This window comes from Burkholderia sp. AU6039 (assembly GCF_002223365.1).
GTDB lineage: Bacteria > Pseudomonadota > Gammaproteobacteria > Burkholderiales > Burkholderiaceae > Burkholderia.
Genome location: NZ_NKFK01000011.1, coordinates 1 through 15,702, shown reverse-complemented (window position 1 = coordinate 15,702; position 15,702 = coordinate 1). Strand labels below are relative to the sequence as shown.

The following is a 15,702-nucleotide window of genomic DNA, read 5'->3' as shown; positions in this document are numbered from 1 at the left end:
ATTGGCACGGCGCGCTTGAACGGCCTCGATCCCGAGGCGTATCTCGCCTACGTGCTCGAGCGCGTCGCTGACCATCCGATCAACCGCATCGACGAGTTGTTACCGTGGAACGTGGCGTCGTCGCTGCACTCTACTGCCCACGTCGAGCCTATCCGATAGCATCGCGCTCCCGTCGTCAACGATCTACGCTACGGTGCTGGTCGAGTGCTTACTGTGATTTTCAGCATTCGTTTGCTCGTACTGAATTTCGCCAGATCGGCGACGAGGATTTCGGAAGGCGCGATACTCTTCGTGCAATACACGCACTGCACCTGACGAGTTCCCAAAATGCTCCGAACGTTTTCCTTCAATTCCGAAGCTGTTGCGAGCGATCTGATCGCTCAGGGCCACCCCGACGATCAAGTCCTCGAGACAACCAACTTGGTCCGTACACAGGCGGGCCAGAACAGCGTGCATACATGGGGGCCAGGCTATGCCCCCTGGATCCGACAATATTCCCCCCGTGATCCAACGCCTTATGAGATCGCTCAAGTCGATGAATTAAGGCAGCGCCAAGCGTCGATGCCGCCAGCGTTCGCAGGCCTGCCATCACGCGCGTCGGCCTCGAGCGCTGTACCGGAGTCCGTCTCGTCGCTAGGACCGTATGGCACGGCGGATCCTATCGCGGATTACTTGGCGCGGCAATATCCCGTCGAGGTTCTGACACGCGCCGTGATTCGAGGGCACAATAATCGCGATTTTTCAGGCGCACCGCTGCCATCAGGGGACTCAGTCGCAAGTGATGCACCCTCGGCCTACAGTGGTTTCGGATATTCGTCGCTATCGGCTGCCAGTTCGCAGGGGTCATCGCAGGCGCGGGCTGCCACCGCCTCATCGTCCACACGGGGTGTGCAGCGCACGCTGGCCTGGCGCACTACCAGAGCAGCGCCTTATCCTGAAACGTCGTCTGCGTCCTCGGGCCGCAACACAACGAGGCGCTCCGGTCGAGCGCAAACCCGGCTTACGCCGGCGTTCTCCGAGCACACGGATCTGATGGATGGGCTGCCTCGGGGACTGAGAACCGAGTATCGCTCGGCCGTCAACCGCTTCCTGTGTCATCTGGAACAACAGGGCCGTTCGTGGTCGCAACTGGTGCCCACCGCCGACGACAGACGTCCGGCCGCACTCGAACGGGTGGTCAACGATGGCATGAGCAACCGTGTTCTTACCAACGAAATGCGGGCCGCGCTCAATCAGGCCTTCGGTCTGGTCCTGCAAGGCGAAACGGGACGAGTGAGACTTTCGCCGACGTTTGACGAGCACAAGGACCTGATGGCTGGGCTGCCTCAGGGACTGAGTCGGCAGTATCGCTCGGCCATCAACCGTTTTCTGTGTCATCTGGAACAACAGGGCCGTTCGTGGTCGGATCTGGTGCCCGCCAACAGCGGCATGCGTCCCGCTGCACTCGAACGGGTGGTCAACGAGGGTATTCTCGAGCATGGTCTTCAAAGAAACACGCGGGCCGCGCTCAACCAGGCCTTCGGTCTGGTCCTGCAAGGCGAAACGGGACGAGTGAGACTTTCGCCGACGTTTGACGAGCACAAGGATCTGATGGCCAGTCTGAGTCCGGACCTGGCACATCAGTATCGCTCGAACGTCAGCCGCTTTCTGTGTCATTTGGAACGACAGGGCCGTTCGTGGTCAGATCTGGTGCCCGCCAACAGCGGCATGCGTCCCGCTGCACTCGAGCAGGCGGTCAACGAGAGTATCCGCGACCATGGCCTTCAAGGCTCCACGCGGGCCGCGCTCAACCGGACCTTCGGTCTGGACCTGCAAGGCGAATCGGGACGACCTACGTCTTTGATTTGAACGCAAAATCGATGGTCGAATCAAGCAGTGGGATGGAGCGCAAGGGATCCAGCAGATAGTCCCCGAGGCGTGGTTCGGAAACGGCCTTTTGGGGGTAACACAGACGAGCAGATGCCCGCCGCGCATGAGGGTGGCGTTTAGATAAGCAGTGCGAATCGGGTCGGTATCCATGGTCGCCGGCGACAGGTGCCTCTCTGACTCCAGTCGAGCGCTTTCTCCTGCGATCGATCAGTTTTTCAATGTAATCAATAAACTAAGTGGAGACGTGGCGGATTTTTCACGAATCCCGGCCGGCCCTCAAAAGATAAACATCAATCATCTCGAGAAGCCATTGCAAAGAGAACGATGGATCCAGACGCCACCGCCGCTGAATATATCCACGCGCAAGAAGAAGCCCTCGCGAAGAGGACGATGGCCCCGACGCCACTGCTGCTGATTATCAGCGTATGAAAAGAGAAGCCCGCACAGAGAGAAAGAAAGGCCCCGATGCGGCTCGCGGAGATTAAAGGTGTCAAACAGAATTTATTGATGGACCGATAGCAGATATCGTAGTTGCAAGCCCGAGTTGGACTGTGCCGGATATTGGTGCGTATGGGGGGCGGTTTATCAGGCTTTCATGAGGCGGGGTTTTGAAGATTGGAATTAGCGGCTTTTAACTGAAATTCAGTAATCGCTGCAAGTACGATCTTCTAAGCACCACATCGTGATAGTTGGAAAACCGAATGACCTGAATAACCGTGTCGAATGTCATCCTGTGAGGGGTTGATTTTGAGCATTTAGGTGGTTACGGACGATGGCATTGAGGTGGGTGATGAGTTTGCGCATACAGGCGATCAAAGTTACCTTCTTTAGTTTGTCAGTTGCCACCAAACGTTCGTAGAAGGCGCGAACGGCCGGGTTGAAACGAGTCGCGGTGAGGGTTGCCATGTGTAGCGCGCGCCGCACCTCGAAGCGCCCGCCGGCGATGCGCCTACGGCCTGTGCTAGAGCCATAATCTTTCGCATTGGGTGCTACGCCGACCAGGGCACAGAGATTTGGCGTCGATTGAGATGGCCCAGTTTAGGCAATTCGGCAATCAAGGACGTCGCGGTGACACGACCGATGCCGGGAACGTCTTGCAACACCTTGGCCATGACGGCGCGGTGCCGCTTAACGTGACCGAGCATTTTAGCGTCGACATCCTCAAGCTGACAGGCGATTGCCTCGAGCAGCCTCTGGATGTTCGGGCGCGTGACCGGGCGAGCTAGGCGCAGGCGCTGACGCTCAGAGAGTTGCAGGGCTACGAGCTGGCGTCGCCGGGTGACCAGAGCCACCAAATCCTGCTGTGCGGGATCGCTCAACGGGTGCACGAAGCGCTCGCAGTCGGGACGTTGAGCCAGTGCGGCAGCGAACTCGGCGAGGGTAGCGGCGTCAATGCGGTCGGTCTTTGCCAATCGCTGCATCGCACGTGCGAAGTCACGGCCATGCGCGGGTTGATTACCGCCACGCGCAACCCGGCTGACTTCCAGGATCGATCAGTATGCTGTTCAATATCTATTCCCGAACCCAGACCGGTAAAAAATGTCGAAATACCAAAAACTTCTTGCACAACGAGCTGCTCTCGAAGCTGAAATTCAGACCGCCATGGCAGAAGCACGTGAAGCCGCGCTTACGGAGGTCAAACGTCTGATCGGCGAGTTTACCTTTTCTGCGCGCGAGATTTTCGGTATGAGCGAAGGACGGAAACGCCGGCCTACCCAAGCGCGATATCGAGACCCTTGTACCGGCGCGACGTGGAGCGGTCTCGGTCGCCCGCCGTCGTGGATCGTGGGCAAAGATCGCGCTCAGTTTCTGATCGCGGCACTGGCTCCCCACGCTTGAACTGCGCGCCGACACAAGCCGCATCTCGGTCGCGGTAGTCGTTACGGCGGCGTGGACGTGTCGCATGCACGACGATTACGACAACTGCAGGCGAAAGTCAGCAACTCAAGCGGCTGGTGACGAACGAGTCGCTGGACATCCAGGTTCTGAAGGGTGCTCTCGAAGATGAGTGAGTTTGCCCGCGCAGCACCGGAACGCTCTGCAGCAGGTGATTGAACGGCACGACAATTCGACGCGGCGCTCGCTTACTGGCCTGAATCGCGGGACACTTTGGCGGCGGGTGCCCTTGCGTTACGTTCGCCGCTAATGGTAGTCGGTTTAGCCGCACACAGCGGGTAGCCGAGATGGTGACTCATCTCTTTGGGGAGCGGCTAAATTCTGGTTCATCGCAGGAAACCGTGGAGGGTTTTCGAGCGATTGCATAATCTGACACCTGATTTTGAGGATGTCGGAGGAAGAATTGCTCGATCGCAAGGCACTTCAGGCACTGGGCTGCTGGACCGGCTATCGGTTGGAGCGGGTGGAATGGCCGCAAGGAGAAGCGCGCACGCTGTCGCTGTATCTGAAGCCGGTCAGCAAGGTCATGTACTGCGAGCAATGCGGTGCGCGCTGCCAGCAAATCCACGAGACGACGGTTCGTCGAGTGCGCGATCTGCCGCTGTTCGAGTACCGGGTCGTGCTGCACGTGCCTCGACGCCGGATCTGGTGCGAATACTGCGGCGGCCCGCGACTGGAGAAGCTGGCGTGGCTGGGCCGCTACCAGCGGGTGACGGAGCGATTCGCGAAGGCCTGCGAGAAGCTGCTGCAGGCCGCCAGCGTACAGGCGGTAGCGGCCTTCTACGATCTGGGCTGGCACACGGTCAAATCGATCGACAAGATGCGCTTGCGCGCGCGCGTGGCCGAACCGGACTGGTCGACGATTCGCTATCTGGCCATGGACGAGTTCGCGCTGCATAAAGGCCATCGCTACGCCACGGTGGTGGTTGATCCGATCGGACGACAGGTGCTCTGGGTCGGGCCCGGACGTTCACGCGAAACGGCGCGAGCCTTCTTCGAACAGCTCCCCGAAGGCGTAGCCGAGCGCATCGAAGCGGTCGCCATCGATATGACCACGGCCTACGAGTTGGAGATCAAGGAACAGTGCCCGCAGGCGGAAATCGTCTTCGACCTGTACCACGTCGTGGCCAAGTACGGTCGCGAGGTGATCGATCGGGTACGGGTGGATCAGGCCAACCAACTGCGACATGACAAGCCGGCCCGCAAGGTCCTGAAGTCCAGTCGCTGGCTGCTGCTGCGCAACCGTCATAACCTGAAGCCAGAACAGGCCGTGCATCTGAAGGTGAGGTCGGACGGAATTCGTGGAGGCCAACGGGTTAAGCAGCGATCTGATTCAAATAGAAGCGCTGCGTGAACGCGACAGGCGATTGGTAGTTCAGACGCGCCTGCGTGCGCTGCCGGTTGTAGAAGATTTCGATGTATTCGCTGATCGCCAGGCGTGCCTGCTCGCGCGTGGCGAAGCGTTGATGATAGACCAGTTCATTCTTCAGCGTTCCCCAGAAGGATTCGATGGGCGCGTTGTCGTAGCCGATGAATGCTTGATAAGCCAGCGCACAATATTGCGACCCACGGTCGCTATGGTGAATCAGGCCCGCCGGCGGTCGTCGGGTTGCGACAGCGCGAAACAGCGCCTGCATGACCAGATTTTTCGTCATCCGTTCGCTCATCGCATAGCCGACGATTTCGCCGCTGTACAGGTCTTTCAGGCAGGCAAGATACAGCCAGCCCTCGTCGGTCGCGATATAGGTGACGTCACCGCACCAGGCCTGATTGGGCGCGGTCACTGAGAAATCCTGGTTCAACAGATTCGGCGCGACAGGCAGGTCGTGCTTCGAATTCGTCGTGGCCTTGAACCGGCGTTTCTGCTGGCAGCGCAGTCCCAGTCTTCTGCGCAGCCGCCTGATCCGGTGCACGCCGATTCGCACGCCACGTTCATCGAGATGTTGCTTCAGGCGCTCGGGCCCGAAGCTTTCCCGAGTTCGCTGATGTGCCGCAAGTACCTCCGCTTCCAGGCGAGGCTCCTGCTGCGTTCTTTCGGACGGCTCGCGCTTGCGCCACGCATAGTAGCCGCTCACTGGTACACCCAGCACGCGGCACATCGGCGGCACGGGATAGTCCTGTCGCATTTGTTCGATCGCGCCGTACTTCACCGCGACTCCTTCGCGAAGTACGGCGCGAACTTTTTTAGCAGATCGCGCTCCATTTTGACCTCGGCCAGTTCGCGCTTGACCTGCGCCAGCTCGGCCTCCATTTCCGTCAGTGGCCTCTGGTGCCGGCCGACATCTTTCAGCTTACCGGCCTTCGCCGCGCGCACCCAGTTTGCCAGCGTCTTGATTGGGATCGACAAGCGCCGGGAAGCTTCCGATACCCCCACACCTTCGGTCAACGCCAACTTGACCGCTTCGTCGCGAAGCTCCTTCGTATAGACCGCTCTTGGAATTAAATTCATCCATGCCTCCGTTTCTCGATTTTACGAAACGTTGGCTTCCATTTTTCCGACCGGCCTCATCACTCTGAAGGACGTCGTTCGGGGATCGCATACATTCTATGCGCTTACCGATTGAGCAGCAGGCGGTACCTTCTGCTTTGAAAAACGCATCGCGTTATTGCAAAAGAACCCTTCGAATCTCCGCCGCGCTTGTCGCACCAACGCGCGAGAATTTACTGCCGGAGTCACGTGCGGGTGATATTTTTGGCTGCCTCTGTCCCCCGTGATGGCAAGATTTGCTCAATGGTAGCCGAGATCCGGCGCCAGAGTAGCGACGTGCGTTGTTGGCGGGCTTCGTATGCTGCTTGTTCGAGCGCCGCTCGCACGTTCTCTTTAGGCAGGCCCGCGCGGTGTTGCATTATCGCATACACACGCATCGCCTCCGGTATCAGCCACTTTCGTCCACCATTCCGTAGATTTGTGATCATCTGTTCAAACTGTCGAATTAATACTGCACCACAGACTTGATTCAATGCCAGTGCTGAAAAACGTTCCAGCGCCACTAAATCGACAATCGTTGTGTGACCGCGAGCTAGATTGTCAAGCGCAAGCTGGGTCAGTTTGCGAGCCTCGTCATGGGTTTCGTCGATCGCGCGAGTCCACTGCAAAAAGGCGTGCCCGATACTTGTCCAGCCGTGCAACCCGTTGCACCGTGCGACTTCCAGCAGCAACCGGGCGTGTTGTGCAACCCGCTGAGTATTGCCTTCCAGCAGGAACAAGACGGAGGCCATCATTTCGGCGGCGCAACGCGCTACTGGATCGGATTGCTGTCGTGCACCCTGCAACGCGCGCAGCAACGTCGGATGCGAGATCGAATGTGCGCCAGTAAGCCACAGCGACATAGCTAGCGCATTGTCCGAAACTACTGCGACGTAATCAGGGTAGTATGTTTCATTCTCCTTGCCATTGGAATATCCGCTGACCGACTCTGTCTTTTCGTCGGGGGGCGAAAACAAACTGATCGCGTCGTCGTGCCGACCATCAAAGGTTAGTAGTGCACCACGTAACAGTGCAAAACCGCGATGTCGCGATGAGCTGGCGCACTCATGCGCGATACGCGTTCGTACCTGCATCAGTAGTTCAGGTGAATCGCCGTTAAAACCGGCTTCGAGTGAGCGCATCAAAAGCAGCGCCAGTGCTTGCAAACGATTCTCGTCATCGGCGCAGGCAGTGGCGAGTTCATAGACACGCCACCATGCCGCAATCGTATCTGCTGATGTTGTCGACATGGCATGCTGCATGGACTCCGCGAGGGATAGATGCAGGAGCATGTGGTCTCGGACCTTGAGGGTCGGGCGCGAAAAGTCGCGCTTCAGCACTCGATCGGTCCATGCTAGCCATTCGTTGGAAAGTCGCGCGGCGACCCAGATCGGCGCCGAATGCCGCAGTAGTTGCGCTGCGACCTGGATGTAACGGGCGTGGACCGAAAAGCCGAGCGCACGTCGTATGTCCCCAATGCTTGGGGCCCGGTTATGGTGCAGGTACGACGCGGGTCCGGCGGCATGCTTGCTGTCTGGACAACTGGCGTTGCCGATTTGCTCGACTACCCATTGCGCATGTCGCTTGGATAGGTCCCCCTGGTCGTAAAGATTCCTCAACGTTTCGAGCGCGAATCGTCGCACCACTTTGGGTACTTCAAAGAGACGGCCAGGATTGTTTGACGAATATTCGTCCATCAGGCCAGCATCGATCAAGTTCGACATGACGACCTGGAGCGTGTCTTCCTTGTCTGGGGCGCGGGACTCCTCTGCTTGCAGGCAAATGGCCCGCGCGTCAGCAAAATCGAACGATCCGGCTATCAGACTGACGCAACAAAGTACGCGCTGCGTGCTGGCATCGAGCTTGTCATATGCCATGGCGACTACGGACGACACTAACGTAGCTGGTCGCGGTGTGACCTCGCCACTTCCTGTTCGATGCTGCATCAGTCGGCGCCAATGTGCTTTCCAGTCATCGATTGCTTTGCCGAGTGCCGTTCGACCGCGCATGGTGTACGCGATCTGACGTGCCGCAACCGCGAGTGCGAGCGGATTGCCGCATAGCGCACGACAGACCGACTCCAAGTCGACTTGTGGATGCATGGACTGAGTGACATTGGGCAGAGCGATACGCGTGCTATCCAAAGTGGCCGCCCCCGTGTCGTTAGCAAACCATACTCCGCATTCTTCGAGTTGTGCAATTAGCATTCGGGAGGCATCTGACGGTGGTGCGTTCTGTACGTCAAGTGATGTATCGGGTGTCGATCGTACCCAGAAGCGCAGCGGTGCCAGCGGCGTCACGTACTCTCCTGCAATAAACAACGGAGCCTCCGCGCACACAATCATGCATAGCTTGGTCGCGCTCAGCAATGCATCGACAACCATCGCGATTTCGTGGGCAAGATGGTCGCAATCGTCGATGATCAGCAGAGTTTCGCGACCAGTAAGCTGCTCGACAAGCCCGTCCAGTCCCGAGGTCGTGTTCAGTGAGAAGGCTGGGATTTGCGCCGCAATGGCATCCGGGATGAGTTCGGGCAGCGTCAGTTCGGCGAGCTCGACGTAGAAGACGCCATCACGGAACATTGTCGCGGTACGTAGTGCCACCTCGCGAGCGAGGCACGTTTTTCCATTTCCGCCCGCACTCGTCAATGTGATCAGGCGATGTTTCGGCACCAGCATCAATAACTCGGAGATCTCCGCATCGCGCCCGATCAGTAGCTGGCGACCAGCGTTGTGGAACCCGTTGACAACTTGCTCATCCTGAGTTCCCACTGGCGGCACGCCATATAACGTATGCTTCTTCGGATCATCCGCATCACTCCTGCTGACGTGGCTAACCCGCTCCTCTCGAATGTCACACCGCTCTGCCCCGAAGCGATAACCCCGGCGTGGAACGGTTTCGATCACATCGCGATCGTCGCCAAGCACATTGCGCAATTGCGATACCAACGCTTGAACACTATTGGCTGAGACGGGTACCTCAGGCCATACGTGCTGTTGAAGCTGTTCGATCGAGACTATCCTTCCACCTGCATCGATCAGTGTGATCAACAACTCGGTCGCTCGCTCGTTGAGCGAGAGCGCTTTTCCGTTCGCCCACAGTTGGCGGGACTGGCGTCCGATAGCAAAACGACGGAACAGCGTGAAGTGCTCATCAGAAGGGAGGTGCGTTTTGGCAGTTGTCACGAGTCACTCTCGACACATGCGGCACTCAAAACGAGTATGGATAGTTGACCTGTACCAATCCTGAACTAGATCATGGGTGCATGGTTAAGCGACGCCGACCGGAATTTCGATCTGGGTTGGCAAACCCGACGCGACATCGTATTTGACGGCAGTCACGATGTTTGTCGCATGCTCTGCGCGACAAGCCACTAGACCCGAAGTGTCTTGCAAGGGCCAGGAAGTCGATAGGTGGGTCTTTAAGGCCGATGCAGGTGAAGTGGTTGGTGTGGGCACCGATAAGGTGATTCTGGGATTTCATAAGACTTTTAAGGATGTTGTAGCCCTGGTCGTTCACCAAGATCAGCGTTATTGGAAGGCACTCATGTGCAGCAGTTCAGAAATCTACGGCGAGTCGAGGGCGGAGCCATCACCGATAATCGTGACGAATTGATTCCGCCCGAGATCCAGTGATTTGCCAACCGGCCGCTCCCATACCCCATTCGAGGACGGTACCGAGAGTACCGTAGTACTGCAGGGTGCTATCGAAGTTGAGCACGCTGCGAATCAGCTTCGCCGTATTTGGCGATCCTTGGACAAGAGACATCGTTGTGCCGAGTGCCCGAGCAGTTTCGTGCGCGGCTACGAGAGGCGCTTTTATTCCGGTGCCCGGGCTTGGCGCGATCTGCTCCACGAGTTCGATGCGTTCGTATCGAACCCGCTGCGCTGCGCGCCCGCAGAGCGCCAATTCAACGCGCGTGTCCCGCCACTCATCACTTGGGGCTGGTAGTAATGCCTGAGATACATTCGGTCCCCATCTAACCGCCGGACATGTGACACCCAATAAGTTCCCATGCAATAGTGGTTCCGCGAATGCATGACGTGAATCATGCGGGGCCGCATTGACAATCAGTGGTGTTCTGGCCGCTTTTGAATTCAGGGGGGGCGCCCATCGCGTGGCTGAGGTCATCCACTGTATGGGAACTTGTAAAATCGGAGCTGCCAGAAGCGTGAACATAGCCATCCGCTATTGCATCGATCGAAATATTTTGCATACCGAAAGTAAATGAAGGGTCGGGAGCATCGGTGAGTGCATCGATGAATAACAGCTGCATCGTGCCGGAGTTGCCGAAGACATTGCGGGCACCTTCACCTCTCAGCACATCGACGAGAATCGCTGCACCGCCCCGGTGTTCGACATCGATGAGCGCTACGAAACTCGTATCGATGCCTGCTCCGGCATTGGCTACCGAGCTTCGTCGTTGATTCACGTCGATATCTTTCTCCGGTTGACGGTGAGAATAGAACGCGAAACGACGAACGCACTTGAACGTTCTTGCTATTACATTTTCTTTACAAAATGCCACGCCAGCGACTTGGCGCGACGCCGTATGTTTTCTTGAAGTGGCGGTTAAAGTGGCTCTGGTCCGCAAAGCCGAAAGCCGCCGCAGCCTCAGTTGCAGGCATGCCGGCGCGAAGTGCGTCGCGCGCACGGACTAGCCGAATCTGGTTGCGCCATGCATGCGGCGCCATGCCGACCTCGCGCGTGAAGATTCGCGCCGCGTGGAATTTCGACAATCCTACGACCTTGGCCAGCTCGGCCAAGTCGAGCGACGCGGTTAGTTCGTCGAGCATGCGCACTTTCATGCGCTCAACACGCATGCGATCAATGCTCATTGGCTGTGCGGAAGGGGGCAGCCGTGCGTAGCGCTTCAACAAAGTGGAAACGGCATCTAGCAGAGCGTACTCTACGGCAAGTACGTCGGTGCCGGTCTCGAGCATGCGGTGCGCTCGCAGCGCGCGGCCTACCAGATCGGCATCTTTGATGATGTCCATGTCAAACCATGGCGCGGCGTGATGGGACAACCCGACTTCTTCGGCAACGCTCTTTACATAGTCGATTGGCAGATAGAAAGTGCGGCATTGCCAACCGGCGTCGGCTGCGCTTGAGCCGGTATGGATTTCGCCGGGATTGATAATTGGAAGAGATCCAGCGTCGGCAATGAACCGTGTTCCGCGGTAGTCGTAACGTTCAGCTCCCCGCTCTATAATCGATATCGTATACGCTTCATGCCAGTGAGGCGAGTAGACATGATCGGTAAATCTGGCCGTTACCATTTCTCCGCCGGGGATCAAGGTAGAGCGCCAGAAGCGGGCGTCGTTTCGAGGCGTTGTTTCATCAATCTCTCGAAGAGAATTTCGCTCGATATCGTCGGAGTCGTTCATATACATAAGTTACACGGGCACTGTTGTCCATGATAGAAATGCAGAATGAATCGGCGTGGAAACTGTGGAGATAGTGCGCCGGCCGAACCTCGCACATTGTCTGAACGGGGTCGTCCATACGATGCGCATAGATGAATTCGTATGCGAGCCAGGCTTTTGAATTTTGTGATGGCGCAGCCATTTCTACTTCCAGGCGACTGTCTACGAAATCCTGGGAATTCCATTTCGAAGCGGACGACGCGGCTTATTTGCGCACAATCCTGACCGTTTAGACCGTGGGGCGCTCCATGACGTTGTCCCGCGGTCACACTGACCACTCCCCCTTCTTGCGCGACCGGAACGCCGCTACCTTCATCCGGTTGCCGCACACAGCCATGCTGCACCAGCGGCGGCGATGTGACTTCGTCTTGTCGTAAAACATGAGAGTACAGTCGTGCGCTTCACATTGCCGCACAAGTTCCAACTGCTTGTCGGTTAGAAGTTTAACGACAGCTTGAGCGATGGGTTCGAGAAGGCTGGCCGCGTCCCCTTGGCGACGCAGTCTGACCACCTTGAAAGATTTACTGGTACTGTCCCACTTCAACTCCTTTGATGCGCGACCGTCCTTGAGAACTTGGTTAACGACGGTGGCGTTTGCGTTTCCTCCCAGCTTGGCTGCATTCACCAACGATTTGGCGTTTTCGCGCAATTGCAGGGCGAACTCCATCAGGCCCTCTGGTGCCGCGTCGATGTCGTTAGGAAGGACCCCGGCCAGCTTCAACCATGTCAGCACGGCATTGTCATCGGCGAAACACTCGTAGTGTGCCGAGCCTACACCGAATTCACTGTTGATGAAGTCAAGTGCGAGGTCGTCACCGACGAACAGAGGAGCCTTCTGGATCTTCGTGTTCTCTAGCATTCTGTCAATGTAACCTACAAAAAACAAATTGACAAGTTACCGGTGCGGGGCGTAACCTCGAAATTGGTTTTAACAGGTTACAAAGGAGTTTCGCTATGGCCTCGAATGGATTGATAGGAGCAGTCAGTCTGGCTGCGATGGTACTGACTGGCGGAGTACAGGCAGCAGATCTTCAGGTCCACCACAAGTTCGAGCAGGTGGGGGATGTGAAGGTGTTCTATCGTGAGGCTGGCAACCGCAACGCTCCGACGGTGCTCTTGCTGCATGGGTATGCAGCATCTTCATTCATGTATCGCAATCTCATCCCAATGCTTGCGGACAAGTACCACGTTATTGCGCCGGACCTGCCGGGCTTTGGATTTACTGAAGCACCCGCTCGCGGACAGTATGCCTACACGTTTGACCAACTCGCCAAGACCATCGACCAGTTCACTGAGCAACTGAAGCTGGACCGCTATGCCGTTCAAGTCTTCGACTACGGCGCTCCGGTAGGTTGGCGTCTCGCGGTAGCGCATCCTTCTCGCGTAAGCGCCATCATTTCGCAGAACGGTAACGCATACGAGGAGGGGTTGGGGCAGAGCTGGGCCCCGATTCAGAGGTATTGGAAGGAACCGTCACAAGCGAACCGCGATGCGCTGCACGAGTTTCCCACCCCCGCCTCTATCAAGTGGCAGTATCTCGAAGGCGTTCCGGATCAAACCCTTGTCGCCCCCGACGCGATCGCGCTTGAAAGCTTCTTTGTGTCTCGGCCTGGCAATGCTGACATTCAGCTCGATCTGCTTTTGGACTACGCGTCCAATGTGGAGAAGTACCCGGAATTTCAAGCCTATTTTCGCAAATATCAACCGCCTCTGCTGGCCGTATGGGGCAAGAACGATCCGTTCTTCCTGCCTGCTGGCGCCGAGGCCTGGAAGCGCGACATCCCTAGCGCCAATGTGCGTTTCTATGACACTGGCCACCTAGCACTTGAAACGCACGGGGCCGAGATTGGGGCGGTCATTCGGGCTTTTCTGGATGAAAACGTGGAGTAAAGAACGTCTGGCTATGGGCGACCTAGTCGCCCTGTTGGCTTGGGCAGTCTGCCATGCGTTTGATCCTCTTTAGAGACGGTTTCAAAAAAGGGCACATGGGGCTGTTATGAACCGCCCCGGGAATCGTGGAGGCTGGTTGGTTTAAGTTGATGCGAGTTCGGCGGCAGCTGTTTCAAGTTGCCGATAGTAGTTTGCCTCAGCTTCGGCGGGCGGGATATAGTCGAGGGTTCCATCAACCGATGATGATTGAACCAGGCCACCCACTGCAGCGTTGCCAGTTCAACGGATTCCCGCGCTTTCCAGGTGCGGCGATGAATCAGTTCAGCCTTGTACAAGCCGTTGATCGTTTCAGCCAGGGCGTTGTCATAGCTGTCTCCCCGGCTGCCGACCGACGGTTCGATGCCCGCTTCGGCCAGCCGTTCGCTGTAGCGAATGCTGACGTATTGGGACCCTCTGTCGGAATGGTGTATCAATGTTCCGCGTCGCCCGGGCGCCGCGCGTAAAGCGCCTGTTCAAGTGCATCCAGAACGAAGTCCGTGGTCATCGAACTGCTGACTCGCCAGCCAACGATACGGCGAGCAAACACATCGATCACGAAAGCCACATACAGCCAGCCCTGCCACGTCGAAACGTAGGTGAAGTCAGAAACCCAGAGCTGGTTCGGCCGTGCCGCCTTGAACTGGCGATTGACCCGATCCAGCGAGCGCGGGGCTATGGCATCAGGAACAGTCGTGCGAACACGCTTGCCTCGCATCACGCCGCACAAATCCAGTTGCTTCATCAAACGTTCGACCGTGCAGCGCGCCACCGCGATACGCTCCCGGTTCATCTGCTTCCAGACTTTATCCGCGCCGTAGACCTGCATGTTGGCCTGCCACACACGCTTGATCTCCGGCCGCAGACGTTCATCGCGGATTGCGCGAACAGATCGCCGCGACGGATCACGAAGCTGCGCGGCATGGCGTCGGTAACCCGACGGGGCAATCCGCAAGACCTTGCAGATCGGCTCGACCCCGAAGGTGTCGCGATGCTGATCGATGAAGGCCTTCAGGACTTGAAACGGCGGTCGAGCTTCGCCTGGGTGAAAAACGCGCTCGCGACCTTGAGAATCTCGTTGGCACGACGCAACTCCTTGACTTCGCGCTCCAAGGCCTTGAGGCGCTCGCGCTCGTCTGTGGTCACGCCATCGCGCTCACCGTGGTCGACCTGGTCGCGCTTGACCCACTCATGCAGTGTCTGCGGTGTGCAGCCGATCATCGGTGCAATCGACTCGATCGCCGCCCACATCGACGGATGTTTGCCACGCTGCTCGCGCACCAGGCGCACCGCGCGCTCTCGGACTTCCGGGGAAAACTTGGTTACCTTCTTGTTCATGGCTCCATTCTCTCAAGAGTTGGAGCCTCCACAAAATCCGGGGCGGTTCAGTTAACTTTCGCGGCGAGCTGTTAACCTCAGGCATCGGAACAACCGAGACCGAGGAGATGGCCAAGCCGATCATCGACGACAAATTGTGGACACTGATCGAACCGCTGCTGCCGCGACCCAAGCCGCGGCGCGAGAAGAACCCGGGCCGCCTGCCGGTTTCGAATCGCGCTGCGTTGACTGGAATCCTGTTCGTCCTCAAGACCAGACTGCGCTGGCGCGACCTGCCTGCCGAGATGGGTTGCGGCTCGGGCGTGACGTGTTGGCGACGGTTACGCGACTGCCAGGCCGCCGGCGTATGGAATCGCTTGCACGAACTGCTTCTTGCGAAGCTGCGAGCAGCAGACCAAATCGACTTCTCTCGAGCTGCGATCGATTCATCCTCGATCCGCGCCGTTGGGGCGGGCCAAAAACTGGGCCAAACCCTACCGATCGTGCACGACCCGGTTCCAAGCACCACAGCGTCACCGGCGCCAACGGCACCCCGCTCGCCGCGATCCTGACCGGCGCGGCCGTCAACGACGTCACGCAATTGCTGTCGCTGATCGACGCGATTCCGCCGATTCGCGGATTGCGCGGCCACCCATTGCAGAGGCCGCGTGTGGTCTACGCCGATCGCGGTTACGACTCCGAGCGACATCGACGCGCGTTGCGCGATCGCGGTATCGAGCCGGTGATCGCCAAGCGCCGTACCGAACATGGCAGCGGCCTTGGCAAATATCGCTGGGTCGT

At 57.9% G+C, this 15,702-nt stretch carries 9 protein-coding genes, 5 pseudogenes and 1 other annotated feature; of the genes and pseudogenes, 6 read left to right on the top strand and 8 right to left on the bottom strand.

Going from position 1 to position 15,702, the window contains the following annotated elements; genetic code table 11:
* Both CFB39_RS38295 and CFB39_RS38290 read left to right on the top strand, forming a co-directional pair.
* Positions 1 to 159: transposase domain-containing protein (locus CFB39_RS38295; RefSeq protein WP_144030393.1), on the top strand; the 159-nt coding region annotated here is incomplete at its 5' end.
* A gap of 873 nt (positions 160 to 1,032) precedes the next feature.
* The gene (locus CFB39_RS38290) at positions 1,033 to 1,848 is read left to right on the top strand and encodes a hypothetical protein (protein ID WP_144030392.1); all 816 of its coding nucleotides are present in this window, start codon (positions 1,033 to 1,035) and stop codon (positions 1,846 to 1,848) included.
* A gap of 747 nt (positions 1,849 to 2,595) precedes the next feature.
* On the opposite strand, the pseudogene CFB39_RS39995 reads toward CFB39_RS38290, so the two are convergent.
* Positions 2,596 to 3,352: pseudogene (locus CFB39_RS39995) on the bottom strand (transposase); the annotation flags it as partial.
* A 56-nt stretch (positions 3,353 to 3,408) separates the two neighbouring features.
* Here CFB39_RS39995 and CFB39_RS38275 point away from each other — a divergent pair.
* Positions 3,409 to 3,708: an H-NS family nucleoid-associated regulatory protein gene (locus CFB39_RS38275; RefSeq protein WP_089476946.1), complete on the top strand. Its 300-nt coding sequence runs from the start codon at positions 3,409 to 3,411 to the stop codon at positions 3,706 to 3,708.
* A 460-nt stretch (positions 3,709 to 4,168) separates the two neighbouring features.
* Positions 4,169 to 5,044, top strand: a pseudogene (locus CFB39_RS38265) (ISL3 family transposase); the annotation flags it as partial.
* Between the two features lie 37 nt (positions 5,045 to 5,081).
* Here CFB39_RS38265 and CFB39_RS38260 read toward each other — a convergent pair.
* The 6 genes and pseudogenes from CFB39_RS38260 to CFB39_RS38245 form a co-directional block, all read right to left on the bottom strand.
* Positions 5,082 to 6,214, bottom strand: a protein-coding gene (locus CFB39_RS38260) for an IS3 family transposase (RefSeq protein WP_089476945.1) whose coding sequence is annotated in 2 segments (ribosomal slippage) — positions 5,082 to 5,953 and positions 5,953 to 6,214 — 1,134 coding nt in all. Because the reading frame shifts where the segments join, the coding sequence is not laid out codon by codon here.
* 224 nt (positions 6,215 to 6,438) lie between these two features.
* Positions 6,439 to 9,417 carry a winged helix-turn-helix domain-containing protein gene (locus CFB39_RS38255; RefSeq protein ID WP_089476944.1) on the bottom strand — a complete coding sequence of 993 codons (2,979 nt, stop codon included), beginning with the start codon at positions 9,415 to 9,417 and terminating at the stop codon, positions 6,439 to 6,441.
* Between the two features lie 70 nt (positions 9,418 to 9,487).
* Positions 9,488 to 9,778, bottom strand: a pseudogene (locus tag CFB39_RS41325) (hypothetical protein); the annotation flags it as partial.
* Positions 9,779 to 10,280: 502 nt separating this feature from the next.
* A complete protein-coding gene (locus CFB39_RS40500; RefSeq protein ID WP_179257808.1) occupies positions 10,281 to 10,664 on the bottom strand; it encodes a hypothetical protein in 384 nt (127 codons plus the stop codon).
* Positions 10,665 to 10,746: 82 nt separating this feature from the next.
* Positions 10,747 to 11,625 carry an AraC family transcriptional regulator gene (locus CFB39_RS38250; RefSeq protein ID WP_306426948.1) on the bottom strand — a complete coding sequence of 293 codons (879 nt, stop codon included), beginning with the start codon at positions 11,623 to 11,625 and terminating at the stop codon, positions 10,747 to 10,749.
* A gap of 298 nt (positions 11,626 to 11,923) precedes the next feature.
* Complete coding sequence (locus tag CFB39_RS38245) at positions 11,924 to 12,517, bottom strand: CGNR zinc finger domain-containing protein (RefSeq protein ID WP_089476943.1); 594 nt, start codon at positions 12,515 to 12,517, stop codon at positions 11,924 to 11,926.
* A gap of 137 nt (positions 12,518 to 12,654) precedes the next feature.
* On the opposite strand from CFB39_RS38245, the gene CFB39_RS38240 reads away from it, so the two are divergent.
* Positions 12,655 to 13,548: an alpha/beta fold hydrolase gene (locus CFB39_RS38240; protein ID WP_089476950.1), complete on the top strand. Its 894-nt coding sequence runs from the start codon at positions 12,655 to 12,657 to the stop codon at positions 13,546 to 13,548.
* A gap of 141 nt (positions 13,549 to 13,689) precedes the next feature.
* Here the strand turns inward: CFB39_RS38240 and CFB39_RS38235 are convergent.
* Positions 13,690 to 14,922 (bottom strand): annotated as a pseudogene (locus CFB39_RS38235) (IS3 family transposase).
* Positions 14,525 to 14,641 (bottom strand) — a sequence feature (AL1L pseudoknot). (Overlaps the previous pseudogene by 117 nt.)
* Before the next feature lie 107 nt (positions 14,923 to 15,029).
* Between CFB39_RS38235 and CFB39_RS38230 the strand changes: the two are divergent.
* Positions 15,030 to 15,702 (top strand): annotated as a pseudogene (locus CFB39_RS38230) (IS5 family transposase); the annotation flags it as partial.

Excerpts from the sequence above, each read along its gene's own strand:
- CFB39_RS38290 (WP_144030392.1), top strand. The coding sequence starts at position 1,033 with ATGGATGGGCTGCCTCGGGGACTGAGAACCGAGTATCGCTCGGCCGTC.
- CFB39_RS38275 (WP_089476946.1), top strand. The coding sequence starts at position 3,409 with ATGTCGAAATACCAAAAACTTCTTGCACAACGAGCTGCTCTCGAAGCT.
- CFB39_RS38250 (WP_306426948.1), bottom strand. The coding sequence starts at position 11,625 with ATGTATATGAACGACTCCGACGATATCGAGCGAAATTCTCTTCGAGAG.
- CFB39_RS38245 (WP_089476943.1), bottom strand. The coding sequence starts at position 12,517 with ATGCTAGAGAACACGAAGATCCAGAAGGCTCCTCTGTTCGTCGGTGAC.
- CFB39_RS38240 (WP_089476950.1), top strand. The coding sequence starts at position 12,655 with ATGGTACTGACTGGCGGAGTACAGGCAGCAGATCTTCAGGTCCACCAC.